This window comes from Virgibacillus sp. DJP39 (genome assembly GCF_049310925.1).
GTDB lineage: Bacteria > Bacillota > Bacilli > Bacillales > Amphibacillaceae > Virgibacillus_F.
In genome coordinates this window covers 1-23,382 of the sequence record NZ_JBMERP010000055.1, presented here as the reverse complement: position 1 = coordinate 23,382, position 23,382 = coordinate 1, and the positions used below count along the sequence as shown (strand labels likewise).

Below are 23,382 nucleotides of genomic sequence, written 5' to 3'. Positions count from 1 at the left end.
ATTTAGTTATTAGCTTTCTATCTGAATAAGGATTGAACTTTTAATGCTACTTCAGTTGGTTTTATGTTAATTGATGATAATTTGTCGATATCTATCCACACCGGCAGATATGAACCTCTGTCTGTTTCTAAATTCGTGTATTCTTCCCCTTTTCCAGTACCAAAAGCTCCTGCAATTATTTCGGAGAGAAAAAAATATTGTGTACCGTTGAATGATACCGTAGCAACACACTCATTTACCTTGACTTCTACTCCCAATTCTTCCAATGCTTCTCTTTTTGCACCTTCTTCTGGTGTTTCATCTTCTTCTATGCCCCCACCTGGGAAAACATAGTAAATAGAGCCGTTTCTAATTCTTTTAATCAGCGCGATCCTTTTATTTTCTACAAGCACAACCGAGCCCCTATCTCTCAAATATTCCCCCCCTGTTCATAAAGATTGTACAATGTTTTCCATTACTTAAATAATACTCTGAATTAAAATTATTGGATGGAAGCAGCCAGATAGAAAGTAAACATCTGTATTAATAGAGATTGTTTTTTTGACATAAAAGTTATGAAATGCGATTTAAGCGCTGAGTTGTTTTCCGCTGCGGACCGTTGCTTTCCGCGGGCACGGCCTCAGCCTCCTCGAGAAAATCGCTCTGCGGGGTCTTCAGACTCGCGCTGTTCCCGCAGGAGTCAACGGTCCCCGCTCCAATCAACTATCGTTATAGTAAGTGAGGCATACAGTACTATTTAAACATTGTTTTAGCGGAGGAAAAACACGAAGACTCCTGCGGGAAAGCGAAGTGTTGAGACCCCGCATTGAGCGGCCTTTGCGATCGAGGAGGCTCAGCGCAAGCCCTAAGGTGCGCGTAGTGATTTTTCCGCAGCGATTGCAGGACATCGAACATGATTTTAGTTACGTCGCAGTTTGTATCAACTGCGAAGGTTAAAAAAGTAATAAAGTAACAAAAACCTATGAAAAAAGGCTTTTTCAATCCCCCTCTAATCAACTATCAATACCGTGCCTGTGTAGTTTATAATCCAACACCAAAACCAGGGTCTGTTATTATAAATGCCATGTACAACAAAACAAGTGGAATAAGTGTAAGCAGCACTATTTTTCCATTATAAAGAAACCTCCCTTCTTATCATAAATTTATTTACTAGGCAGTGAAATTTCAACATACAATCCCATTCAATTAGCATCTTCATTCTGGTACTCAAGAAGAGGGTTATACATCATAAGTGCATGGTTTTCAGTAATGTATTCATCATCAACAAGCTCTTTCTGTCCGTTATAAACTTTACGGTTAATTACGTTATGCCGTACATATTTACCCCAGTGTTCATGTGTAATTTTGTGGTTCTTTTCATATACTTCATAGGTCATGATTTCCGGATTCACTGCACGCCATTCGCCCACCAAATATTTATCTTTCACATATAAGCAAAGCTGAAAAGTATTCTTTGTGTTATTTAAAATCTGCAGATCCAAGTAGTTGTAGGCGCAAGTTGCTCCACTTCCAAAAGGCTGGGTGCGTTTTGAATCGGGAAAGACATCATAGCTGTGGCGGTGGCGTTCCGTTACGGATAAAGGCGTATGTAATGTAATCCAATATATAAGGTTTGATAGCTGACATAATCCCCCACCAAGCCCTGGTTTAAATGAACCATAGTGTAGTACCATCCCATCCGTGTAACCCTTTCGTTTAGAGGTACGGCCAAGGAGTTTCCAGTAAGAAAATGTTTCCCCTGGCTTGAGAATGAGTCCATTTAACTTCTTAACAGCAATTCTTAAGTTAATGATTTTGTTTTCCTGATACCACATATCGACATCTTTAAGCTGTCTACGCAAAATTGTTTTATGCTCTTTAATCTGATAAGCAAAAGGTTTATCATCAATTGTTGCCGCATATTTTTTGTTGTCTGTGTACCACTGCATTGTTCTTTTAAGACGATAATATTGTGTACCGAAATATATTCTCAAATTACTTCTATTCAAAGGCTTTAGTTTTTGAGATTGATGCCAGTCCCACTCCATCAAGAACCTCTCCTTAAAATATAAATATCTGAGTTAATTTTAACACAAGTCATCAGACTATTGTGAATTATAAAATGTAAAAATGTAGAGTTAAATAAAATAAAAAATGACCACAAAATTTATGCGAGCAAATTTTATGGTCATTTTTAATATTTTTGTAATAACAATGAAGCTTTTACCCTCCACTAACTGGTGGAATCAAAGCAACAACGTCCCCTGTTTTTATCACTGTCTCGTCCTGCGCATACTCTTCATTTATGGCAATCATTACATTGTCCAGATTTTCCAATTGATACGCAGCTAACAATTTAGTTTTCAAATCTGCCAAAGTGATACCGTCGGCTTTAATCGTGACTTTTCCTTCTCCGACTTTCTCTTGTAGTTCGGCAAAAAAAAGTACATCAATCATTACGCATGTCCTCCTCTGTCGGCAGCTTTTCTTCATATGAATTCTTTTCTTTTTGATCACCCATCCAAAGTGTTCCATCTTCCCAGTGTTCCTTTTTCCAAATTGGCACTATTTCTTTTATGCGTTCAATTGCGTATCGGCTTGCATCAAAGGCATCATTTCGGTGTGGGGTAGAAACAGCGATCACTACCGCAATTTCGGATATGTCCAACCTGCCCGTGCGGTGGACAATTGCTGTTTCTGTATTTTCCCACTTTGCTGCTATTTCTTCCCCGATTTGAACTAATTTTTTCTCTGCCATAGAAGCATATGCCTGATATTCTAAATACAATGTTTTTTTTCCTTTTGTAAATTCACGCACCGTACCAATGAACGTATTAATGGCTCCTGCCTCAGCACGTGTTACTTTTTCAACACACTCATTGATGTCTATTGGTTTATCGGTAATCCAGAATTGTTTTTCCTTCACTTTAACACCTTCAATTGTTTTTTATGTATGCAACCAGTTGATTAATCTGTACGTCGACCTTGGAAAGCTCAAAAACAGGAACAGATAAATTTATTTCTATAGAATCATCCTGTATTCCTACAGCAATTATATTGGAAAGCTCATGCAAAAGTCCTAAATCATCAGCACTTCTCACCAGAACAATTTTCGGGTACGTTGCTTGTTTAAATCCCTCTATTAATAATAGGTCAATTGGAAGCAGTGTGTACATTTGAATTAGGCTGCCAAATGTAAGATTATGAAATGTAAGTTGTGTAGTGGATTCACCTTGAACACCACTTATAAGAGAACCTGCCTCAAAATGCGATGTGCTGTCTGTTCTTTTAGGTGGATTAATTTCTCCCCCATGACCATGGTGCTTCAAACTGCCAACTTTAATTCCGTTTTTCGTAAAATGCTCTATTAACTTTTTCATGAGCGTTGTTTTGCCTGAATTTTTATAGCCTACTATTTGAACTATATCTACCATAGCACTTTTCATCACCTTATCACTTACCTATATAGAAAAAGGTCAGATTCACTTTACTGAATCCAACCCTCTTATTTTACTCGTGCTTTTATTTAACACCAAATATAATGATCAATCTGGAATTCCCAATGCAATTTTAGCATACCGTGACATTTTATCTTTACCCCAAGGTGGATTCCATACAATGTCAACTTTTATTTCTTTAACCTCTGGAATGTCAGCCAATGCATGTCTTATATCCTGTTCAATATGAGCTGCAAGTGGGCATCCCATCGATGTTAGTGTCATTTCAACAGTACAGACACCATTATCGTCCATGTCTACACCATATATTAGCCCAAGATTAACAATGTCAATCCCAAGTTCAGGGTCAATTACGTTCTCAAGTGCGCCAATCATATTGTCTTTTAATGCCTCTTCCATGACAAAACCCTCCTAATTAATACTACTATTATTTAAACATATGTTACCGTTTTTTTAAACAAAAACGCTACAACTTTTGGCTAAACCATTTAACTGTCTCTATTATAGCATATCTGCTTACTTTATGACCTTGATTTTGCTGATTTAAGAATTGGATGTTTTCCTTATTGTCATATAGTTCGCGAGCTTTTTCGTAGAATGTATAGGAATGGTCAAATGGAACAACTGAGTCAGTTTCGCCATGCCAAAAAAGCAGTGGTCGGTTGTTTAACTTCTCCATATGTTTAGACAAGTCATATTGATTAAGTGATTCAAATAAATAAGTAATCATTTCATCTGTAACTGGAAGATCTCCCATTCGTTTAAAGCTTGTAACTAGTGTTTTAGCGTATGTTGTTATCTTTGGCGAACCCATAAGAACTGCAGCTGCCTTAATCCATGGGTATTGCGTTAAAGTTGCAGCTGTGGTTATTCCCCCCATGCTTGTTCCAGCTATTCCAAAGCGGTCATCAGCTAATAATTTCTCGTCTTGTAATATGTTGTATATTTCCTTTGTTTCATGAACGTTTTGCATCACGATATCCCAAAATGAAATTTGCTTTTTAACTGCAGATATTTCCCTTTCGCGCTCTCCGTGATATTCACTATCGGGCAATACAACACGGAATCCTTTTTCAGCTAACAAGTATGCCAATGGTAAATTATGTTCTTTAGCACTCGTGAAGCCATGATGGTATAAAACTACTGGCATGGGTTCTGTTTCTTTTCCTGCTTCCACTATTACTAACGCTGGTATATTGTTGAATTTTCTGTTACTTACCCCAATCATTGTCTGAATTCCCCTTATATATGTATTTATTTTATCTTAATCCTGAAATAGTGTCATTTGCAAGCATCACACTATATAATGCTTTACATAAAAGGATTTCACTTTTGAACCCTCTCGCCACTTAACGACCTTGCGGTCTGTTTGAAGTGGGAGATTCCTAAGAACACCAACCTAACAGTCGGTTTTAATTAGGCTAACCCCGTAGGACCTACGGTTAGAAGTTTTATTGCTTCATTTTTAATATTTATACTTGCGTTAAGATCCCTGTCGTGATGTGTACCACAAGAAGGGCAATCCCACTCACGTAGTGCGAAATTCTTAACGGCTTTGTTTTGATAGCCACAACAGGAACAAAGTTGGCTAGAAGGGAAATTTTTAGCGACAACTATAACTTGTTTCCCATAACCCTTTGCTTTGTATTCTAGCATTGTTCGAAATTGTGACCAGCTTACCTCGCTAATTGCCTTTGCTAACTTATGATTTTTCAATAGATTGGATACCTGCAGATCCTCGATACCGATTATGTCGTGGTTTTTAACAATATTGTAAGAGATTTTATGCAAGTAATCTTTTCTTATATTGGTTATATTTTCGTGAAGTCGTGCAATTTTAATTCGTTGTTTATTCCAGTTGGAAGAACCTTTCTTTCGTCTTGCAAGTGACGCCTGTGCTTTACCCAATTTCTTTTCTACTGCTCGAAAAAAATTTGGATTTGCGTATTTTGTTCCGTTGGAAAGAACGGCAAATTCTTTCAGTCCAACATCGATGCCAACAGACATGTTTGTTTTAGGTAATTTGTGTATTTCTGTTTCAACAAGAATGGATACAAAGTATTTACCACTTGCATTACGCCTAATAGTAGCGTTTAAAATGCGACCTTCGACTTCTCGACTTTTAGCAAATTTCACAAGTCCAAGTTTAGGCAGTTTCATTTTGTTACCAACAATTGCAATATTATCGTTCGTGTACTTAGTTGTGTAGGATTGCACCTTGTTGTTTTTAGACTTAAAACGTGGAGCATTCGTTTGTCTTTTGAAGAACCTGGAATAAGAATTGGCAAGGTTTTTAACTGAGGACTGAATAGCGATGCTATCCACTTCTTTTAGCCAATCCAATTCTTTCTTTAGTTGTGGTAATTGAGAAGAACAAATGTTGTAGGTCAAACCTTTTCCCGTTTTCCTATACGTTGCATTCCATTCTACCAAAAAATGATTGAACACAAAACGAGAACATCCTATGGTTTTATTTATCAGGATAGCTTGATTCTAGTTAGGATAGATTCTGAATTTATAAGCCCTATGGCCAAGCAAAACGGTCACCTCCCCTCCTCTTTATAAGACGGCTTAAAAATATGCAAACATTCGTTCGGTAATGATGATAAGTTGAGCTCTGAAAACGCTTTAGACTTTTGGGCTAGTGCCTAATTAGTCGGACAATTGAGATAGCTAAAGCTATCCCCTGTCCGAAGTCGATTCATCTCCACCCTACTCATTCCTTGAGGATGGAGTTTTCTCGCCTGGAATGATAAACTAATGTAATATGAGGTGAAGCTTATGGAAAATAAAAGACATTTAATAGCATTGGACCTAGACGGAACGCTATTAACAGACAAAAAAGAAATAAGTGAGCGGACAAAGCAAACGATTCTCCAAGCTATGCAAGCTGGTCATATCGTTGTCATTGCAACAGGAAGACCACATCGTGCAAGTATTAATTATTACCACAGCCTGGGTCTCGATACGCCTATGGTTAATTTTAATGGAGCACTAATCCACCATCCAACAGATCACAAATGGGATGCATTACATAGCCCTATGTCTGTTCGAACAGCACATGCAATTATTGATGCTTGTTATGACTTGAATGTTCATAATATCTTAGCTGAAGTGAAGGATGAGGTTTATCTCGATCAGTACAATGAAAAAATTATCGATATTTTTCAAACAACACAAAACGATCCACCATTTGTTATTGGCAGTTTAAAAAACGAATTAAAAGAGGATCCAACATCATTGCTAATTCACCCTAAGGAAGAAAATATAAAAGAAATTCGGGATCATTTAACTGATTTCCATGCTGAACTAATTGAGCACCGCAAATGGGGCGCTCCCTGGAACATCATTGAAATTGTAAAAAAAGGAATGAACAAGGCGGTTGGCCTACAAAAAGTATCCCATTATTTTGATATACCAAAGGAGCGGATTATAGCATTTGGTGATGAAGATAATGATTTGGAAATGATTGATTATGCAGGTGTAGGAGTTGCCATGGGAAATGCGATTGATGAGTTAAAAAGTGTTGCAAAACATATTGCAAAATCAAATGAAGAAGACGGAATTGGTATTTTTCTTGAAGAATATTTAAAAATAAATACTAAAACAAGTTAATTATTTTCTGTTATTTTCCATCTATATAAAACGATAATCTGCCTATACTATAAGTGAGCGCATCACCAAGCGTTCACTGCTTTTTAGTTTTGTTGGGAGGGTTTACTTTGAGCAAACGAAGCAAATCAAAACGCTTTACTAATCAAGGTGCTACTTCAGTAAAACAACATGCCGAGCGGTTTCCTTACAAGTCACGATTTAGTGATGCAGAACGAAAACGTGAAGAAGCTGACAACCACACAGTAGGAGGGTTTTAGATGGAAAATAATCTTTTTCAGCAAGCTCGACAAGCCGTCTCACGCTTAACTAACATGCAAGGTAATGGTAACGCAGGTAACAATGAACAAGAAAAGCAAGCAGCGCACAATGCTGTTCAAGCTGCATACGCTGATTGTACTCCTGAGGAAAAACAACAGTTGCAACAATTAGAGCAGCAGCTTAAGACAAAGAACCAACTTAGCTAATCACCAAGGTTTAAATCCAACCCGCAGGAAACGGTTGTATACGATTTCTTATTAATTGCTTATATTATTTCAGGAAATTAATGCAAACGTACACACCTCCACCTTTTCATGGTGGAGGTTTTTATGCTATTATATACATGTAAGCATGATTTTAGGAGGGATTATTTATGGCAGTTAGACCAGAAGCCACACCAAATCCAAACGCGTTAAAATTTACTTCAGATAAGCTAATATTTGAAGGAAACAGCAGTATATCTGTGATGCCTGGTGATACAAGCGAACATGAAATTTTAAACGAATTAATGAATCTTGATGGTGTTGATAATGTATTTGGTTATCAAAATTTCATTACAGTAAATAAACAGTTTGACGCAGAATGGGACAACCTATCCCCAATTGTTCAGGAAGTAATAGAAAAAAAAGGTTATTAAATTTGGTACATAGTGAGACGGCATAGATTGCTGTCTTTTTTATTTTAAAAAGGCATCTTCCCGTAAAAGGAAGATGCTTTTTTTGACAGAAAAAGACTTTCTTTCTGCATAAGTGTAACTAAGGCTTCACTATTAATAACAGGTTACTTGATAATTAAGTGAAATCGAGCGTACTTTGAGTATATCGAGCATCAAGTGCTCAACTTCTTGTGTGGTGCTCGATAACGACGTTCAGTGCGCGTTTTCCCTTGATTGGTGCTCGACTTTCGCTTGGCAGTGCTCGATTTCGTTTGGAAAGCCAAACCAGCCGTACCGGTTTTTAGTGATCTTTCCGGAAGAAACCGAATATACCTGTTGTTTGGACAATATTTGTAAAGGCATTTGGATCTATTTCACCTATAATTCGTTCCAAATCATACAGTTCGTATCTTGTAATAACAAGGTACATCATATTTTTATCTTCTTTCGAGTAAGCACCTTTAGCTGGAATTATGGTGATTCCACGTACCATTTTATTATGAATTGCACGTTGTAATTCATCAGCTTTATGCGTAATAATCATAGCAGTAATTTTTTCATGACGTGTATGAATTGCATCAATTACGCGTGTTGTAACATACAAAGCAAGCATTGTGTAAAGAGCATTTTCTGCTTGATATAAAACACCTGCTAAGGCAATGATTACTGAGTTTAACAATAAAAAATAAGTTCCGATTGGTTTATCCTTCATTCGGGATAACACCATTGCTACGATATCCATACCACCAGTTGATGCACCAAGCTTGAGTGTCATTCCAACACCAATACCACCGATAACACCACCGAAAACGGCATTTAATATGATATCCTGGGACAATTCAATAACTGGTATTAGAGTAAGAAATGAAGAAGTAAATATAACCGAAATAATGCTATAAACTGTAAATCCTTTTCCGACCTTAAACCAGCCTAAAATTGCAACCGGAATATTGAGAATAAATAATAGCACACCGGTATTCAGCCCAATCCCGAGGAAATCATTAAATACACTCGAAATAAGCTGGGCTGCACCTGTAAACCCGCTTGCGTATACATTTGCTCCAATTAGAAAGAAATTCAGTGACATAGCGTTCAGCAATGATCCAAATATAACAATTAGTATACGTTTTGCTTCAAATAAAAACATAGTTACCTCCTATGACAGTGTTAGTACATCGGTTATTTCAGAAATATTTCGTCAATACCTTTGACTATCCACCACTCTGGCCTTAAACTATAAATAAAAGAAAATGGGAATGAGGGTGGACAAAATGAATGTTAAAATACTTGCCGATTCTGGATGTGACTTGTCGAAATCTCATTATAACGAATTTGGTATTGAAATGGTACCGTTAACGGTTCAGTTAGATGAAAAAGAATATGAAGACGGTATATCAATATCTGCGAAAACTGTCTATAACGCCATGCGAAATGGCAAAGCTCCAAAAACTTCACAGGTTTCTCAACAAGCTTTCAAAACAGTTTTTACATTTTACGCAGAAAAAAATCAACCGTTAGTATACATAGGGCTTTCATCTGAGTTATCCGGTACCTTCCAGGCTGCTAAGCTTGTACAACAAGAGGTGAAAGATGAATATCCTGACGCACCAATTCACATCGTTGATACAAAATGCGCTTCACTTGGGATTGGATTAATTGTGCTTCGAGCTGCACAGTTAGCACAAGATGGTGCATCTATCGAAGAAATTCTAGAGACAGCTACATACCTCGCAACACATATGGAACATATTTTTACGGTAGATGACCTTGAATACTTATATCGTGGTGGACGAGTTAGTAAAACTGCTGCTTTTGTTGGTACTTTGTTAAAAATTAAACCAATATTGCATGTAGAAGGTGGTAATTTAATTCCTTTAGAAAAAATCAGAGGCTCTAAAAAACTTTTGAATCGAATTCTTGAAATTATGGGAGAACGTGGAAAAGACCTTTCCAACCAGATTGTTGGGATAAGCCATGGCGATGACTTGGAAACTGCCAACAAACTTGCACAATTAATAAAGGAGCAGTTTAACCCAAAAGATGTCCAAATCGAAATGGTTGGGTCATCAATTGGTGCGCATGCGGGTCCTGGAACACTTGCACTTTTCTTTTTAAATGATGAGCCGAAATAAATGGAGGGGCTGGATCACATGATGATCAAGCCTTTTTTCGTCTTCTCTTTATATTTGTATTTTCGAAAGATGATTTAAACAATAGATTTTCCTGAATCTGAAACAAAAATGATTGAATAGCTCGTTTCGGGGTAAAACAATATAAACAATCATTTTGCAAAGGAGAATCGTTATGAATAAACAAACACCACCTGAACAACACCAAAAGCGACAACCAGGGATAGAATCAGACATGGTTCCCGAACCCAAATACATTAGTGAAAATTATAAGGCAGCAAATAAACTTGAAGGAAAAGTAGCATTAGTTTCTGGCGGAGACAGTGGAATTGGCCGTGCTATCAGTGTCCACTTTGCCAAGGAAGGTGCAGATGTTGCAATCATCTACCTCGATGAGCACGATGATGCTAAGGAAACAAAACGACTCGTTGAAAATGAAGGTAGAAACTGTTTACTTCTAAGCGGTGACATAGGTAATCAAGCATTTTGCAAAACGGCTACTGAAAAAACAATTGAGCGTTTTAACAAGGTTGATATATTGATTAATAATGCAGCAGAGCAGCATCCACAGGTAGATTTTATGGATATTACATCAAAACAACTTGAAAAGACCTTCCGTACCAATGTTTTTGGATCCTTTCTTATGACTAAATCCGTATTGCCTTATTTAAAGGAAGGAAGTTCTATAATCAACACATCATCTATTACAGCCTATCAGGGTAGTACTGACTTAGTTGACTATTCAGCAACTAAAGGCGCTATTACAGGATTCACCCGCTCCTTATCCCAATCATTAGTGGATAAAGGAATACGAGTTAATGCTGTTGCTCCAGGTCCAATTTGGACACCCCTTATCCCTTCTACTTTTGGCGAGGCTAAAGTAGGATCTTTTGGTGGAAATACACCAATGAAGCGGCCTGGTCAACCAGCTGAACTTGCTCCAGCATACGTCTACCTGGCTAGTGATGATGCTAGTTATATAACCGGTCAAACGATTCATGTCAACGGCGGTATAATTGTAAATGGATAACCAGTAAATTACTTCGCAGTTTATAGAATTTTCCATCTATTTAGAAAACAACCTAATAAATAGAAGAAGGGCCAGCAATTGCTGACTCATCTTCTTTGTTTTAAAACGTATGCGCTAAATCTTTTGCACGAGCAATTCCTTTTTGTTTAATTTCTTCCGCTTTATCTGGCTTTGCCGCATGTCCTTCAATAAACAAACCTTCAAATGAAGGAACACCAAAGAAATTCATAATTATGTTTAAGTAGCGATGTCCCATTTCCATTTCAGCAGCTGGACCTTCAGAATAAATTCCTCCACGAGCTTGAATATGGATTGCCTTTTTGTCAGTTAAAAGCCCTACTGGACCGTCTTCGGTATATTTAAATGCTTTTCCTGCTACTGCAACAGAATCGATATAAGCTTTCATTATCGGTGGGAAAGAGAAATTCCACAAAGGCGTAACAAATACATATTTATCTGCCTTTATAAACTGTTCACTTAATTCAGATAGACGCCCAACTTTTACTTGTTCCTCGTTACTTAGCTCTTCAAACCCCTTACCGGACTGTAATTTACCCCAGCCTTGAAAAACATCCGCATCAATATAGGGAATATTTTCTTTGTAAAGATCAATGTGAACTACCTCATCCTCTTTATTTTCATGCTTATAGGTGTCAATAAATGCTTTCGCTGCAGCCATGCTATATGAAAAGTTTTCATCATGTGGATGTGCTGTAATGTACAATACTTGTGACATAATCAATTCGCCTTTCCGTCTTAAATTTAGTATCTTAGTTTATATAAAAAACTAAAAACAATACACGAGATTTCCAATCATATACTAATAATGATTTAATTTCAAAAAAAAGAACCTGTCCTATTTTGACAAATCCTTCAAAGTTGAACTATTTAATTTTATAAGGATTTCCACTAATATTTTTTCTCATTTCAGGTGTGATTTCAAATTGCTTTCGGTCAGACGCCTGTTCATCATCTTTTTTAATTGATCCGGTTCCATCATAGTGCATAGGTTTCTGTTCCATTTAGTTTGCACCTCCCTTATCTTATATTATACATGAAAACGCATTCATTTTATACGTGAATAGTTTCTTACCAACATTTGTAATTAGGTTTGCCCTATCGCTTTTTCCTATTCAATTAAAAAAATGTCTATCAAATAAGCAATTTGATAGACATTTCTACATCCCTTGATAAAAGACTGCCTCAGCAGTAAGGAAAGTAAAGCTTGCCTTACTGCTAAAACAACCCAGGTTCTAATTTTTTCTTTCTCTTTTTCGTTGTTTATAGCTTAGGATCATTATACTAATTACAAATACTGCAAAAATACCGACTACCATGCTAATGAACAACCAATTTAATCCTTTATTTTCTTCTAAAATGAAAACTTCTACTGTTTCTCGATCCATTGTTATTTTATATTCTTCCTGCGTATTTTCGCGGACAATGTAATCTCCCAGTAATCCGCTTAATTGCATGCCTTCTGGTACATCTTTAACTGAAACAGATTTTGTTTCCTTGCCATTATTGAAAGCCATATATACGGTCTCATCTTTGTAGGTACGACTAAATACACTTAGCGCACCATTTGTATCAACTAGCTTAAAATCACCGTATGAGAATACTGGAAATTGTGTCCGAATCGCTGAGATTTTTTCCATGAAATCTTTAACTATGGCATCACCACTATTAAACTGAACCATTCTCAAAACTTCTTCTGTTGTATTACCATCCATAGGAATTTCAGATCCTTGAAAGACTAATGGGACACCTGGGGCTGTATAAAGATAAGCTAGTGCTAGCTTCCACGTAGTTTGTGGATTCAGATTGCCCTCCACAATTTTCCGAGTGAAACGGTCTGTATACGCGTTATCTACATATAAAAGCCCCTCACGTTCTCCAGTTGCCTGCCATGTTTCATAAATATTCTTTACAGGGGTACCTACATTCGTAAATACATTTACTATAGATTCCTGAACTGGTGTGTATTCAATTACTGGTATCCCTATATCAAGGTATTCATCGCTTAACTTGTTATCTTCTAAAACACCACCAAGGACGTACGCATCAGATTTTACTGACTTAATATGGTCAACGAAATCTTTTAAAAAGGATGGAGAAGACTGCTCAATGGCATGGAGCTTATAGCCATCAATATTTACTTCCTTTAGCCAGTAAGTAGCTGCTTCAAACAGCATATCTTTTACTTCTGGATTTTCCTGATTCAGTTCAACCGCTTCTTCTAACCAAAGTGAATCAGTGCCCGTCGTCTGTTCTACCCAATTAGTTTTAGCAGGATCATCCAACATAGGATGACTAGTGCCAACATAATTTGTCACAAATTCAAACACAACCTTAATATCACGATCATGAGCTTCTTTAACAAGTCTTTTCAAATCATCTAAGTTGCCAAACTGTTCTTCTACTTTAAAAAAGTCTTCTATCCAGTAGCCATGAAATCCTCTTGGACCATTTGCCATTACCGGGGACAGGGATATAGTTGTAAAACCTCGTGATTTAATTGCATCTAATTTATCTATCACTCCCTGGAAGTCTCCTCCATGATAGGTAGCTGGGTCTTCTAAATCTAATTGTTCATCTAATGATTGATCTCCGTTACTAAAACGATCCAGTACGATTGAATATATAATCTCTTCTTTTACAGGCTTCACGTCCTCAGCTGCATGGGCTGGTATTGCACCCATTACTAGAAGCAGGATTAGAAAAGAAGATAAAAGTGCTTTTTTCATATAAGACGTCCTCCAGCTATTTATTTACACTGTTAATTATTACGTTTTTGACCAAATAGTCAATGGAGATGGAAAGATTGTTGGAAAAGATTCATAAATACGATAAATGCATTTGAGCAAATTACTTATCAAATGTATCCATATGTGTCGAATATAGTTTTTCCAATTCTTTGTCCTGGGTAATATGTTTTTTTGCACCATTAATTGCAATTGGACCTTCATTAAAACCGCCAGCAATTAGCGGAAGTTTTGTTGGGAAGTTTGCAATATCCCCCACTGCATATATGCCAGGGATGGTCGTCTGCATGTCCCCATTTACTTTAATTGTATTATCACTCATTGCCATACCCCAATCGGCAATCGGCCCAAGGTCTATTTCAAATCCATGATTCACTATTAACTCATCAAGCTCAATTGTTTGATCTTCACCTGATTCTGTATTTTTAACTGTGATAGAGGTAATGCGTTTTTCTTTTCCATGTATTTGATTAATTACGTAAGGCGTTTTAATCCTGACTGTGGAATTTTTCATTTTAGTAATATTGCTCTCATGACCCACGAAATCTTCCTTGCGGTATAGAATTGTTACACTTTTTGCGATTGGTTCAAGCTCATTAGCCCAATCAATGGCAGAGTTCCCCCCTCCTGATACAACAACGTGTTTACCATGAAATTTTGTTAAATCCTGAACGTAATAATGTAAATTACTCTTTTTATACTGTTCAGCGTTAGGTAAATCTAACTCTACTGACTTTAATGTTCCAAATCCTGTAGCTATCACAATTGTTTTCGTATAATGTTGATGCCCTCTATGATCAGTAAGAACAAAGTTTCCATTTTGAAGTCGTTCCAACCCTTTAACCTGTGTTTCCAGAGTAATGGTAGGATCAAATGTCTTCCCTTGTTCAACAAGTTGTTCAGTTAATTTTGTACCGGTTATAGTATGGATTCCCCCTATATCACGAATGACTTTATCCGGATAGAAATAAGAAACTTTACCACCTAAGTAAGGGAGGAACTCAATTATTTTCGTTTTCATTTCTCGCATACCACTGTAAAAAGCAGAAAATAATCCTACAGGGCCGCCACCAATAATGGTAACGTCAAATAGTTCTGCATCTTTCTCCATGTTATCCCGTCCTTTTTTCTACTTTGTTTTCATCAACAAATAGATGAAATACGGTGTGCTTAAAATTGCAACTACAATACCAACAGGAATCTCTGTAGGTGATAAAATAGTTTTCCCTATTGTATCTGACACCATCAGTAAAAGTGCACCAACCAATGTTGAGATTGGTATAATCCGTTGGTGTGTTGGGCCAACAATTCTCCTGGCAATATGCGGAACAACCAGTCCTAAGAAAGCAATTCCACCACCAGCAGCAACACAAGCACCAGCTAGTGCCACCGCTACGAGTAGTAACAGACGGCGCTCGGTCTCCACACTTGTCCCTAGCCCCGCCGCAATATCATCACCCAAATTAAGTACATTTAAGCTATTTGCTTTGTGTATAGCAAATGGAATTAGGATTAGAATCCATGGCAGAAGTGCCCACACAAAACTCCAATTCGCGCTCCATATATCCCCTGCCAGCCAAACGGTTGCCTGTCTAAAATCCTGTGGATCCATTTTTAATTGGAAGATAATCAACGCTGCACTAAATCCAGCATTTACACCAATTCCAACCAGGATTAACCGGATAGGATTAACGCCATCCTTCCACGCCAGAAAGTAAATCAGAAACGCAGCAAAAATAGCACCCACTAACGCGAATAACGGCATAATAAACGCCGAGAGGGTACTGGACATGGAAAGTGTATCCTGGAAGAAAAAAATAAACAATACAACTGCTAGACCCGCACCAGTATTAATTCCTAAAATTCCTGGATCAGCCAAATCATTTTGCGTAACCCCTTGCAGGATGGCACCCGACACTGCCAAACCCGCACCAATTAATAAAGCTAATACGATACCTGGTAATCTAAAGTCGAATAGTATCAGTTCTTGTTTATCTGTCCCTTGGCCAATCAATGTGTTAATTACTTCTAATGGGGAGAGGTGAATAACTCCTGTGCTCAGACTTACAAAGAACATAGCGATGATTAATGCAATTAATCCAATGATAATCGCAATGAAGTTTTTTTTATTAAACCCTTGTTTTGCTTTCATTATTTACTACCCCCACTTCCACGAGCTAAATACAGGAAGAAAGGAACACCGATTAAGGATGTAATAGCTCCTACAGGTGTTTCAAATGGGGCGTTAACTAATCTCGCCACTACATCTGCAAGCACTAACAGAAGTGCACCAAATACTGCGGACGAAGGAATTATCCAACGGTAATCTGTACCCATAATAAAACGCGTGATATGTGGAATGATAAGACCAATAAATCCAACCGTACCTGCAATGGATACAGCTGCGCCTGTTAAAACCAATACTGCTGTTATACCTGCTATCTTAATTACAACATTGTTTTGTCCAAGGCCTACAGCTATGTCATCACCTAGGCTAAGAATCGTTATCGACCGTGCTATTGCCAATGCCAATACTAATCCAATGCTTCCTGAGATTAACAGTATTTGAACGGAAGTCCAGCTTGTACCGGCTAAACCACCAGCAAACCAAAAGCCCATTTGTTTTTCCAACTGAAAATGCAGTGAAATGATTGATGAGACAGAACTTAGTAATGTTCCAATCGCAACACCAGCTAAAGCCAATTTAACAGGAGTCAGACCACCTGCTGAATATGTACCAACCATAAACACTAGGATAACTGCGATACCTGCACCGGCAAATGAAGCTAGTGTTAAACCCAAATTAGATATACTTGGGAAAAAGGCTAACAAAATAACAAGTGCAAAGGCAGCACCATGAGTAACACCCATAATAGATGGTGATGCTAAAGGATTACGTGTCATTCCTTGCATAATTGCTCCGGATACCGCTAGAAATGCACCGACTAAAGCTGCTCCTATCGCACGAGGCAATCGAAGCTCTTGAATTACCTGATGACTGGTTAAACTTGGATTAAAATCAAAAATTGCCTGCCATACTGTTGATAATGTAATGTCCACTGCTCCGTAAGAGACAGAAACACCAATTGAAAAAATCAACGCAATGCCAGCTACTATATTTATTATCGTTTTTGCTAAACGTGAATGAGTAATTGCAGCAATCATGTTGATCCCCTGACTAGACATTATTAATCGTTCTACTTTATAGTTGAATTATAATTTCTTTAAATGAAAGTATAGACGTTATTCTCTTTCTCTGCAATACATTGACAATCCATATATTTGTCATATTTCACACATTGACATTTTAAATGAAAATGATTATCATTACCAGTATAATACTTTAAAAGGAGAATTACATATGCGATTTTTTACAAAGAAACAAGTGATTCTGACATTTTCACTTGCATGCCTACTACTAGTGATCTCTGCTTGTGGCAATGACAACGATGACACATCATCATCAGAATCAACTAATGATAAAAAACAAGGTTCGGAAGTAACAGTAGAAGGTAAAAAAGGAGAAGTCACTATCCCTGCCGATGTAGAGAGAGTTCTTGCTCCGTTCCATGAAGACGCGCTTTTAGCACTCGGTGTAAAGCCGGTGGCAAAGTGGTCAATTGGTAAAACAGTACAGGGCTATTTAGAACCACAGCTAAAGGATTTACCACGAATTGAGTGGAATCTTCCACAGGAACAAGTGTTAGAACATAATCCGGAACTTCTTATACTAGGCAGTGACCTTGCAAGCTACGAAGGCACATATGAAGACTACAGTAAAATTGCCACTACCTATGTAATGCCAGAAGAAGTCAGCAATAACTGGCGCAAACAAGTTAAAGTATTCGGCAAAATGCTTGGAAAAGAAGATAAAGCAGAAGAAGTTCTATCAGCCTACGAGGAAAAAGCTTCAGCTGCAAAAGAAAAATTAACAAAGTCCCTTGGTGAAGAATCTGTTGCAATCATTTGGGTTGTAGGAGGTCAATACTTTTTATTCGAGAAAGACCGTCACAGTGCTGCAGTTGTTTACTCAGAATTAGGCATTACAGTTCCACCACTTGTAGAAAGTTTAGGTGAAGCTCAAGCTCAATGGAACCCAATATCAATGGAAAAACTTTCAGAATTAAAAGCTGACCATGTATTTCTTTTAGGTCTTGAAGGAGAGCAGGGTCTTGAAACTTTAAAAAATAGTGATGTGTGGCAAAGCATTCCAGCTGCTGAAAAGGATCAGGTATACGTAATGAACGATCCGAGTTTCTGGACAAACAAAGGATTAATCGCTTCTGAAAAAACGATTGATGCATTGCTTAAAACATTAGCTGAATAAATAAGGAAGGACCCGAACAAGGTATATACTTGTTCGGGTCCTTTGTTTCTTGTTGGTCGGTTTTCTTAACAGGGCTGGCAGTTTCTTTGATTTTCTGTTAATATGGTGAATTTCTTGGATTTTTTGGTGATATTTCCAAAAGACGGCTGATTTCACCTGCCTGACGGATGATTCTCTATCAAAGAAAACGTTTAAAAATAATAGAAAGACCGCGCATCCTAAGATACACGGTCTCTCTTTTTTTATGCAAGTCCACCAGTCAAACGTCCGAAACCTAGTACTAATGTTATTACTACGGCGATTACTAGTTGAATCCACCAGCTTTTCGTTGCCTCGTGTCTTGCCATTTTAACTCCTACCATTTCCATTGCAAAAATTGCCCAAATTCCAGCCAATCCTTTGAATATCGCTTCGCCCATCATTGGACTACCACCGAAGTATTCAGCTAGCAATGTTCCACCAGAGTACAAAATTAATAAGTAATCTAGTCTTAGAATCATATGTACGATTTTCGCACCTTTTGCTTTTCCTGATTTGTTTAATAGTACAACAACGATAAACAGGATGAATGCAAGTGCCCATGCTGTTATGTGTAAGTGTGTGCTCATCTATTTCATTCCTTTCAATTTTACTTTAAGTTCTATCATATCATGTAAAATCAGTAAATTCATGTGAAATATTATTGAACCCTATCATGGGGTAATTGTTTGAAAAAACTGTTATACTTATAAATGTATTGTATTTTTATACTTTGGAGGGATAATATGTCACTAACTAGTCAACAAATTATTGATCAAACACAGGAATATGGTGCGAAAAATTATCATCCCCTTCCAGTTGTAATTTCCAAAGCTGAGGGTGTATGGGTAGAGGATCCTGAAGGTAACCGCTACATGGATATGTTAAGTGCTTATTCTGCTGTTAACCAGGGACATCGTCATCCAAAAATTATTGAAGCATTAAAGAAACAGGCGGATGCTGTAACCTTGACATCTCGCGCATTCCATAATGACCAGCTTGGTCCATGGTATGAGAAAATTTGTAAACTAACGAATAAAGAAGCTGTGTTGCCAATGAACACAGGTGCAGAGGCTGTTGAAACAGCTATTAAAACCGCTAGACGTTGGGCTTATGATGTCAAAGGTGTTGCGGAAAATAAAGCAGAAATCATTGCTTGTGAAGACAATTTTCATGGTAGAACAATGGCAGCTGTTTCTTTATCCTCAGAACCTGAAAATCAACGTGGATTCGGTCCATTGCTCCCAGGAATTAAATTAATCCCTTATGGTGACGTTGAAGCACTAAAAGCTGCGATTAATGAAAACACTGCTGGTTTCTTGTTCGAACCTATCCAGGGTGAGGCTGGAATCAATATCCCGCCTGAAGGATTTTTAAAAGAAGCTCTTGATGTATGTAAAGAGAATAACGTGTTGTACATTGCAGATGAGATCCAGGCAGGGTTAGGCAGAAGTGGAAAGATGTTTGCATGTGACTGGGAAAATGTTACACCAGACATTCTTATTTTAGGAAAAGCACTTGGCGGTGGCGTATTCCCAATTTCATGTATCGTTGCTAACAAAGATATTCTAGGTGTATTCAATCCTGGATCACACGGATCAACATTTGGTGGTAATCCACTTGCTTGTGCCGTTTCAGTAGCTTCGCTTGAAGTTATCGAAGAAGAACAGCTAGCTGATCGTTCACTGGAACTAGGTAATTACATGATGGCTGAGTTAAGAAAGATAGACAACTCTCTTATTAAAGAAGTTCGTGGTAAAGGATTATTCGTTGGTGTTGAACTAACCGAAGCAGCACGTCCTTATTGTGAGAAATTAAAAGAAAGAGGATTGCTCTGTAAGGAAACACATGAAAATGTAATCCGTTTTGCTCCTCCACTTGTCATTAAAAAAGATGACTTAGATTGGGCAATCAATCATATAACTGAAGTATTAAAGGGATAATAGCTATAACAGCAAAAGGGAACTACCTGATTTCAAATCAGGTAGTTCCCTTTTTTGCTTTTTTTTTCAATTTGTATTCATACAAACTAGATTTGTTATATATGAGAGTTAGACCAGCTCATATTATCGGGACTCGTCTCTAGTTTCTTTATGTTTCTTGAAGGTCTGTCTCTGATTATAGGTTAGTCCTCTCCAAATCCATTCCAAAGGACCAAATTGATAATAATTAAACCACCATTTACTTGCAAACACCTGCAGTGTATATACAAGAATAACAATAAAGACACCCTCTAGTGGGCTAATTGTTCCATACATCGAGAAACCAATGCCATAAAATAAGATAAACATTATAATAGATTGGGAAATATAATTCGTAAGGGACATTCTCCCAACGTGTACAAAAGGCTTAATAAGTTTCATTCCAAAATCAAACCTTGCTAACAATCCAATAGAGAAGATATAAAATAAAGCCGATGCGGAACCACCTAAATTATCCTGAATATAAGAAAACCAAACAGGGTTACCATACGCATAAGGTCCTAATTTTAATACAAGGAAAAACAGCAAACTAACGGCCCAACCCCACTTTAAAACTCCCTTAAATTGTTCCAGGTCGTGAAGCCATCTTTTTCTTGCGATTAACATACCTACTAAAAATAGTGGCAATAAAGTACTCGTTAAGAAAATGTAAGCAATGTCTCCATTGGCATACACCCAGTCAGCATAGTTTTGTGCCCATATTTTAGGCACGCTACTGCTTTGGTAATTCACAATTGCCTGGTTAATTTCCTCATGACCAATAAAGCCAAGGTATTGGCGGTACTCATATAAATACGTTGAATAATAGGTGACACTTGACCCCATTAACAGGAAAGCCCAAATCATTAGTGTTCTGTTTTTAACTTTTACAAACAATAAAAGAAATAGACCAATAATTCCATAAGAGAGTAGAATATCACCATACCAAATCAAAAATGCATGTACTAAACCAAAACCTATTAAAATAAGCATTCTCCGGAATAAGATGGAATAAACAGCGCCACCTTTCTCCACCAGTCGATCAATCATGATTTGAAACCCGAAACCAAACAATAAAGAAAATAACGTATAAAAACTTGCCTGGAAAAACATATCTATTATCCCTTGTATAAAGTGACTGACGGACCCAGGCCATGCTTCCGCTTCTCCACCATGCATAAAATAAGGTGCGGAGAAAGCACCGATATTAACCATAAAAATTCCAAAGATAGCAAATCCCCTAGCAGCATCTATCCACAAAAGACGCTTTTTCTCACTAATTGGGTCTAGATTCATGTTTATATTGCTCCCCTCGTAAAAAGCATGTACTTGTACTATTCTATACCTATTATACAACTTCCTCTTATTCGATTAAAATATGTAAGATTAGAAAACCTTTAGAAAACTTGGCATTCGCCAAGCCTTAATGGCGAGTGACTTAGTTGCACTTATGCAGTAAGAAAGAATTTATGCTTTCTTACCTGCTAAAAAATTAACCGCTTTCCTGGTTATACTACCGGTGCTTTCTTTGTTATTATTCAATCCTTTGACTTTCACTTCAATATACTTCTTAAGATGGCTTGAAAATAGTATAAATCATATTATCCAACGAATAATAGATGAAGTAATGTCCTAAGTTTGTGAAGGTGGTTAATTTATGACAAATGAGCAGAGTAACCGATTAGATTTGATTATAAAGAAACAGGATCATGTAGTCTCAATGTGGGTGGAATATTGGAAGAATTTTTCAACATGGGAAAATTGGCATTTCTGGGCTATTGTATCGATGTTAATTATTCCTCTAATTATTGTATATTTCGCGATTGATAAAACAAAAGTATTTCACATAGGGTTTTATGGCTTTAATATACATACCTGGTTTACCTATTCTGATGCTATTGCAATGCGAACTGGACATGTTGTATACCCTTACCAGGCTATGCCTGTCATGCCAGTTAATTTTGCGCTAGATGCTTCACTTGTCCCCGTGTCTTTTATGCTTTTGTATCAGTGGTGCTTAAATCATAATAAGAATGTGATTCTTTATGGGGTTATTTTAAGTGCAGCTTTCTCTTTTGGTTTAAAACCTTTCTTAGTTTACATAGATATATTGCAGCTGAATAATGGGATGAATTATTTTTATCTTTTTTTGAATTACCTGCTTATCTTGGCATTGGCAATTGTCATAACTAAAATTTTCACTTATTTAAGTAAGAAAGATAATGTAAAGGAGAGTCTTAAATGACTTTCCTTCCTATCCGATAGTTTTAAACCATTCATTCTCCAAAATACTCATTTCCCATAAACTCCAGTACTCATCCCCATTTTTTCTTGCATCTCTAAGTAGACCCTCTTTTACAAATCCGGCTTTTTCATAAGCAGAAATTGCAGGAGCATTGAAATCAAAAACGCCAAGACTAACTCTATGCATATTTAATTCTTCAAATGCAACTATTAATATCTCTCTCACCATAAGATAGCCAATCCCTTGTCCACGTGCATTTTTGTCACCAACCAGAACTCTTCCAATACGTGCTGATCTATTACTTCTGTCAATTTTACCTAAAGAAATATGGCCAAGGACATCTTTCGTCTCTTTATCAACTACTTTATACACCAGAATATCCGGGCTATTATTATTTGTATTTTTCATGTATTCTTCCAACTGGGGTTCGTCGAATGGATAATTAAATCCCGGGCCACCCCACTGGAGCAGAAAATCAGGTGAATCAATCCAATTGATAAGTTGCTTAAAATCCGAACGTCCAAAACGCTTTAATTCAATCATTTTGTATTCTCCTTTTTTTGCCTCGTTAACTCTCTGTCTCAATTACTTTTCCACTTTCAGATAATGCCCTCAGATTAAACGGAAGACTATCTCCTTCTCTTTTGAGAAAAAAGAATCGTTTCCCATTAGATTTAAACATAGGAATATCATTAATTTCATCATCTACTGTTAATTTTATTTCCTCAACCTGAGAATTAACTATCATACCATAAACGTAACTGTATTCCATATTACTCCCTCTGGAAATTCCAGAGACGCCCCAAACAACACCGTTTTGCTCTTCTGGATTAGGATTAAAAGTTATATCCCCAATTGGTCCCTTATTCCCAAATCGGTCTTCAAGATTCCATATTCCTAGCCAGTTTTGATGTAAGTAACCTACATATAGCATCTTATTAT

General features: G+C 37.2%; 28 protein-coding genes. 9 read left to right on the top strand and 19 right to left on the bottom strand.

Annotated features, from left to right (window positions below; all coding sequences use genetic code 11):
* Positions 1-17: 17 nt before the first annotated feature.
* The 8 genes from ACOI1D_RS15330 to tnpB form a co-directional block, all read right to left on the bottom strand.
* On the bottom strand, positions 18-413 hold the full coding sequence (locus ACOI1D_RS15330) for an NUDIX hydrolase (protein ID WP_422502320.1): 396 nt from the start codon (positions 411-413) through the stop codon (positions 18-20).
* Positions 414-1,181: 768 nt separating this feature from the next.
* Positions 1,182-2,027: a VanW family protein gene (locus ACOI1D_RS15325; protein ID WP_422502318.1), complete on the bottom strand. Its 846-nt coding sequence runs from the start codon at positions 2,025-2,027 to the stop codon at positions 1,182-1,184.
* Positions 2,028-2,202: 175 nt separating this feature from the next.
* Complete coding sequence (gene moaD / locus ACOI1D_RS15320; RefSeq protein WP_422502316.1) at positions 2,203-2,436, bottom strand: molybdopterin converting factor subunit 1; 234 nt, start codon at positions 2,434-2,436, stop codon at positions 2,203-2,205.
* The gene (locus ACOI1D_RS15315; RefSeq protein ID WP_422502314.1) at positions 2,429-2,905 is read right to left on the bottom strand and encodes a molybdenum cofactor biosynthesis protein MoaE; all 477 of its coding nucleotides are present in this window, start codon (positions 2,903-2,905) and stop codon (positions 2,429-2,431) included. The genes moaD and ACOI1D_RS15315 overlap by 8 nt, the downstream gene beginning before the upstream one ends.
* Before the next feature lie 10 nt (positions 2,906-2,915).
* A complete protein-coding gene (gene mobB, locus ACOI1D_RS15310; protein WP_422502313.1) occupies positions 2,916-3,413 on the bottom strand; it encodes a molybdopterin-guanine dinucleotide biosynthesis protein B in 498 nt (165 codons plus the stop codon).
* A 111-nt stretch (positions 3,414-3,524) separates the two neighbouring features.
* Complete coding sequence (locus ACOI1D_RS15305) at positions 3,525-3,836, bottom strand: metal-sulfur cluster assembly factor (protein ID WP_422502311.1); 312 nt, start codon at positions 3,834-3,836, stop codon at positions 3,525-3,527.
* 67 nt (positions 3,837-3,903) lie between these two features.
* Complete coding sequence (gene yjfP, locus ACOI1D_RS15300; RefSeq protein WP_422502309.1) at positions 3,904-4,665, bottom strand: esterase; 762 nt, start codon at positions 4,663-4,665, stop codon at positions 3,904-3,906.
* Positions 4,666-4,853: 188 nt separating this feature from the next.
* Positions 4,854-5,921 (bottom strand): IS200/IS605 family element RNA-guided endonuclease TnpB, encoded by a 1,068-nt coding sequence (gene tnpB / locus ACOI1D_RS15295; protein ID WP_422502322.1) that lies wholly within the window; start codon positions 5,919-5,921, stop codon positions 4,854-4,856.
* 297 nt (positions 5,922-6,218) lie between these two features.
* Between tnpB and ACOI1D_RS15290 the strand changes: the two genes are divergently transcribed.
* From ACOI1D_RS15290 to ACOI1D_RS15275, 4 genes are all read left to right on the top strand, one after another.
* Positions 6,219-7,052, top strand: coding sequence for a Cof-type HAD-IIB family hydrolase (locus ACOI1D_RS15290; protein WP_422502308.1), 834 nt, complete (start codon positions 6,219-6,221; stop codon positions 7,050-7,052).
* 107 nt (positions 7,053-7,159) lie between these two features.
* Complete coding sequence (locus ACOI1D_RS15285) at positions 7,160-7,309, top strand: hypothetical protein (protein ID WP_422502306.1); 150 nt, start codon at positions 7,160-7,162, stop codon at positions 7,307-7,309.
* Entirely contained in the window at positions 7,310-7,516 is a 207-nt protein-coding gene (locus tag ACOI1D_RS15280; protein WP_422502305.1) for a DUF3813 family protein, read from the top strand.
* 167 nt (positions 7,517-7,683) lie between these two features.
* Positions 7,684-7,947, top strand: coding sequence for a NifU N-terminal domain-containing protein (locus tag ACOI1D_RS15275; RefSeq protein ID WP_422502303.1), 264 nt, complete (start codon positions 7,684-7,686; stop codon positions 7,945-7,947).
* A 319-nt stretch (positions 7,948-8,266) separates the two neighbouring features.
* Here the strand turns inward: ACOI1D_RS15275 and ACOI1D_RS15270 are convergent, their stop codons facing one another.
* On the bottom strand, positions 8,267-9,112 hold the full coding sequence (locus tag ACOI1D_RS15270; RefSeq protein WP_422502301.1) for a YitT family protein: 846 nt from the start codon (positions 9,110-9,112) through the stop codon (positions 8,267-8,269).
* 124 nt (positions 9,113-9,236) lie between these two features.
* Between ACOI1D_RS15270 and ACOI1D_RS15265 the strand changes: the two genes are divergently transcribed.
* Positions 9,237-10,097 (top strand): DegV family protein, encoded by an 861-nt coding sequence (locus ACOI1D_RS15265; protein ID WP_422502299.1) that lies wholly within the window; start codon positions 9,237-9,239, stop codon positions 10,095-10,097.
* A 172-nt stretch (positions 10,098-10,269) separates the two neighbouring features.
* Positions 10,270-11,124 (top strand): SDR family oxidoreductase, encoded by an 855-nt coding sequence (locus ACOI1D_RS15260; RefSeq protein WP_422502298.1) that lies wholly within the window; start codon positions 10,270-10,272, stop codon positions 11,122-11,124.
* Between the two features lie 100 nt (positions 11,125-11,224).
* Here ACOI1D_RS15260 and ACOI1D_RS15255 read toward each other — a convergent pair whose 3' ends face one another.
* From ACOI1D_RS15255 to ACOI1D_RS15230, 6 genes are all read right to left on the bottom strand, one after another.
* Positions 11,225-11,860, bottom strand: a complete 636-nt coding sequence (locus ACOI1D_RS15255) for an FMN-dependent NADH-azoreductase (RefSeq protein WP_422502296.1) — start codon at positions 11,858-11,860, stop codon at positions 11,225-11,227.
* Between the two features lie 148 nt (positions 11,861-12,008).
* Positions 12,009-12,146: a hypothetical protein gene (locus ACOI1D_RS15250; RefSeq protein WP_422502295.1), complete on the bottom strand. Its 138-nt coding sequence runs from the start codon at positions 12,144-12,146 to the stop codon at positions 12,009-12,011.
* 231 nt (positions 12,147-12,377) lie between these two features.
* Entirely contained in the window at positions 12,378-13,871 is a 1,494-nt protein-coding gene (locus tag ACOI1D_RS15245) for an alpha-amylase family glycosyl hydrolase (RefSeq protein WP_422502293.1), read from the bottom strand.
* Between the two features lie 121 nt (positions 13,872-13,992).
* Positions 13,993-15,000 carry an NAD(P)/FAD-dependent oxidoreductase gene (locus tag ACOI1D_RS15240; RefSeq protein ID WP_422502292.1) on the bottom strand — a complete coding sequence of 336 codons (1,008 nt, stop codon included), beginning with the start codon at positions 14,998-15,000 and terminating at the stop codon, positions 13,993-13,995.
* Positions 15,001-15,018: 18 nt separating this feature from the next.
* Complete coding sequence (locus tag ACOI1D_RS15235) at positions 15,019-16,041, bottom strand: FecCD family ABC transporter permease (RefSeq protein WP_422502290.1); 1,023 nt, start codon at positions 16,039-16,041, stop codon at positions 15,019-15,021.
* Entirely contained in the window at positions 16,041-17,054 is a 1,014-nt protein-coding gene (locus ACOI1D_RS15230; RefSeq protein ID WP_422502288.1) for a FecCD family ABC transporter permease, read from the bottom strand. Before ACOI1D_RS15230 ends, ACOI1D_RS15235 begins: the two co-directional genes overlap by 1 nt.
* Positions 17,055-17,250: 196 nt before the next feature.
* Between ACOI1D_RS15230 and ACOI1D_RS15225 the strand changes: the two genes are divergently transcribed.
* Positions 17,251-18,216 (top strand): iron-hydroxamate ABC transporter substrate-binding protein, encoded by a 966-nt coding sequence (locus ACOI1D_RS15225; RefSeq protein ID WP_422502286.1) that lies wholly within the window; start codon positions 17,251-17,253, stop codon positions 18,214-18,216.
* A 242-nt stretch (positions 18,217-18,458) separates the two neighbouring features.
* Here ACOI1D_RS15225 and ACOI1D_RS15220 read toward each other — a convergent pair whose 3' ends face one another.
* Entirely contained in the window at positions 18,459-18,824 is a 366-nt protein-coding gene (locus ACOI1D_RS15220; protein WP_422502285.1) for a YisL family protein, read from the bottom strand.
* A 156-nt stretch (positions 18,825-18,980) separates the two neighbouring features.
* On the opposite strand from ACOI1D_RS15220, the gene ACOI1D_RS15215 reads away from it, so the two are divergent.
* Positions 18,981-20,177 carry an ornithine--oxo-acid transaminase gene (locus tag ACOI1D_RS15215; protein WP_422502283.1) on the top strand — a complete coding sequence of 399 codons (1,197 nt, stop codon included), beginning with the start codon at positions 18,981-18,983 and terminating at the stop codon, positions 20,175-20,177.
* Between the two features lie 123 nt (positions 20,178-20,300).
* Here the strand turns inward: ACOI1D_RS15215 and ACOI1D_RS15210 are convergent, their stop codons facing one another.
* Positions 20,301-21,491: a DUF418 domain-containing protein gene (locus ACOI1D_RS15210; RefSeq protein ID WP_422502282.1), complete on the bottom strand. Its 1,191-nt coding sequence runs from the start codon at positions 21,489-21,491 to the stop codon at positions 20,301-20,303.
* Between the two features lie 361 nt (positions 21,492-21,852).
* Between ACOI1D_RS15210 and ACOI1D_RS15205 the strand changes: the two genes are divergently transcribed.
* A complete protein-coding gene (locus tag ACOI1D_RS15205; RefSeq protein WP_422502281.1) occupies positions 21,853-22,440 on the top strand; it encodes a CBO0543 family protein in 588 nt (195 codons plus the stop codon).
* Positions 22,441-22,449: 9 nt separating this feature from the next.
* On the opposite strand, the gene ACOI1D_RS15200 is transcribed toward ACOI1D_RS15205, so the two are convergent.
* Both ACOI1D_RS15200 and ACOI1D_RS15195 read right to left on the bottom strand, forming a co-directional pair.
* Complete coding sequence (locus ACOI1D_RS15200; protein WP_422502279.1) at positions 22,450-22,983, bottom strand: GNAT family N-acetyltransferase; 534 nt, start codon at positions 22,981-22,983, stop codon at positions 22,450-22,452.
* Between the two features lie 25 nt (positions 22,984-23,008).
* Positions 23,009-23,382: hypothetical protein (locus ACOI1D_RS15195; protein WP_422502278.1), on the bottom strand; the 374-nt coding region annotated here is incomplete at its 5' end.

Coding starts and splice junctions, on each gene's coding strand:
- ACOI1D_RS15280 (WP_422502305.1), top strand. CDS start 7,310: ATGGAAAATAATCTTTTTCAGCAAGCTCGACAAGCCGTCTCACGCTTA.
- ACOI1D_RS15325 (WP_422502318.1), bottom strand. CDS start 2,027: ATGGAGTGGGACTGGCATCAATCTCAAAAACTAAAGCCTTTGAATAGA.
- ACOI1D_RS15255 (WP_422502296.1), bottom strand. CDS start 11,860: ATGTCACAAGTATTGTACATTACAGCACATCCACATGATGAAAACTTT.
- ACOI1D_RS15220 (WP_422502285.1), bottom strand. CDS start 18,824: ATGAGCACACACTTACACATAACAGCATGGGCACTTGCATTCATCCTG.
- ACOI1D_RS15235 (WP_422502290.1), bottom strand. CDS start 16,041: ATGAAAGCAAAACAAGGGTTTAATAAAAAAAACTTCATTGCGATTATC.
- ACOI1D_RS15200 (WP_422502279.1), bottom strand. CDS start 22,983: ATGATTGAATTAAAGCGTTTTGGACGTTCGGATTTTAAGCAACTTATC.
- ACOI1D_RS15230 (WP_422502288.1), bottom strand. CDS start 17,054: ATGATTGCTGCAATTACTCATTCACGTTTAGCAAAAACGATAATAAAT.
- ACOI1D_RS15290 (WP_422502308.1), top strand. CDS start 6,219: ATGGAAAATAAAAGACATTTAATAGCATTGGACCTAGACGGAACGCTA.
- yjfP (WP_422502309.1), bottom strand. CDS start 4,665: ATGATTGGGGTAAGTAACAGAAAATTCAACAATATACCAGCGTTAGTA.
- ACOI1D_RS15275 (WP_422502303.1), top strand. CDS start 7,684: ATGGCAGTTAGACCAGAAGCCACACCAAATCCAAACGCGTTAAAATTT.
- mobB (WP_422502313.1), bottom strand. CDS start 3,413: ATGGTAGATATAGTTCAAATAGTAGGCTATAAAAATTCAGGCAAAACA.
- ACOI1D_RS15245 (WP_422502293.1), bottom strand. CDS start 13,871: ATGAAAAAAGCACTTTTATCTTCTTTTCTAATCCTGCTTCTAGTAATG.
- ACOI1D_RS15205 (WP_422502281.1), top strand. CDS start 21,853: ATGACAAATGAGCAGAGTAACCGATTAGATTTGATTATAAAGAAACAG.
- moaD (WP_422502316.1), bottom strand. CDS start 2,436: ATGATTGATGTACTTTTTTTTGCCGAACTACAAGAGAAAGTCGGAGAA.
- ACOI1D_RS15250 (WP_422502295.1), bottom strand. CDS start 12,146: ATGGAACAGAAACCTATGCACTATGATGGAACCGGATCAATTAAAAAA.
- ACOI1D_RS15225 (WP_422502286.1), top strand. CDS start 17,251: ATGCGATTTTTTACAAAGAAACAAGTGATTCTGACATTTTCACTTGCA.
- ACOI1D_RS15260 (WP_422502298.1), top strand. CDS start 10,270: ATGAATAAACAAACACCACCTGAACAACACCAAAAGCGACAACCAGGG.
- ACOI1D_RS15215 (WP_422502283.1), top strand. CDS start 18,981: ATGTCACTAACTAGTCAACAAATTATTGATCAAACACAGGAATATGGT.
- ACOI1D_RS15270 (WP_422502301.1), bottom strand. CDS start 9,112: ATGTTTTTATTTGAAGCAAAACGTATACTAATTGTTATATTTGGATCA.
- ACOI1D_RS15265 (WP_422502299.1), top strand. CDS start 9,237: ATGAATGTTAAAATACTTGCCGATTCTGGATGTGACTTGTCGAAATCT.
- ACOI1D_RS15240 (WP_422502292.1), bottom strand. CDS start 15,000: ATGGAGAAAGATGCAGAACTATTTGACGTTACCATTATTGGTGGCGGC.
- ACOI1D_RS15210 (WP_422502282.1), bottom strand. CDS start 21,491: ATGAATCTAGACCCAATTAGTGAGAAAAAGCGTCTTTTGTGGATAGAT.
- ACOI1D_RS15305 (WP_422502311.1), bottom strand. CDS start 3,836: ATGGAAGAGGCATTAAAAGACAATATGATTGGCGCACTTGAGAACGTA.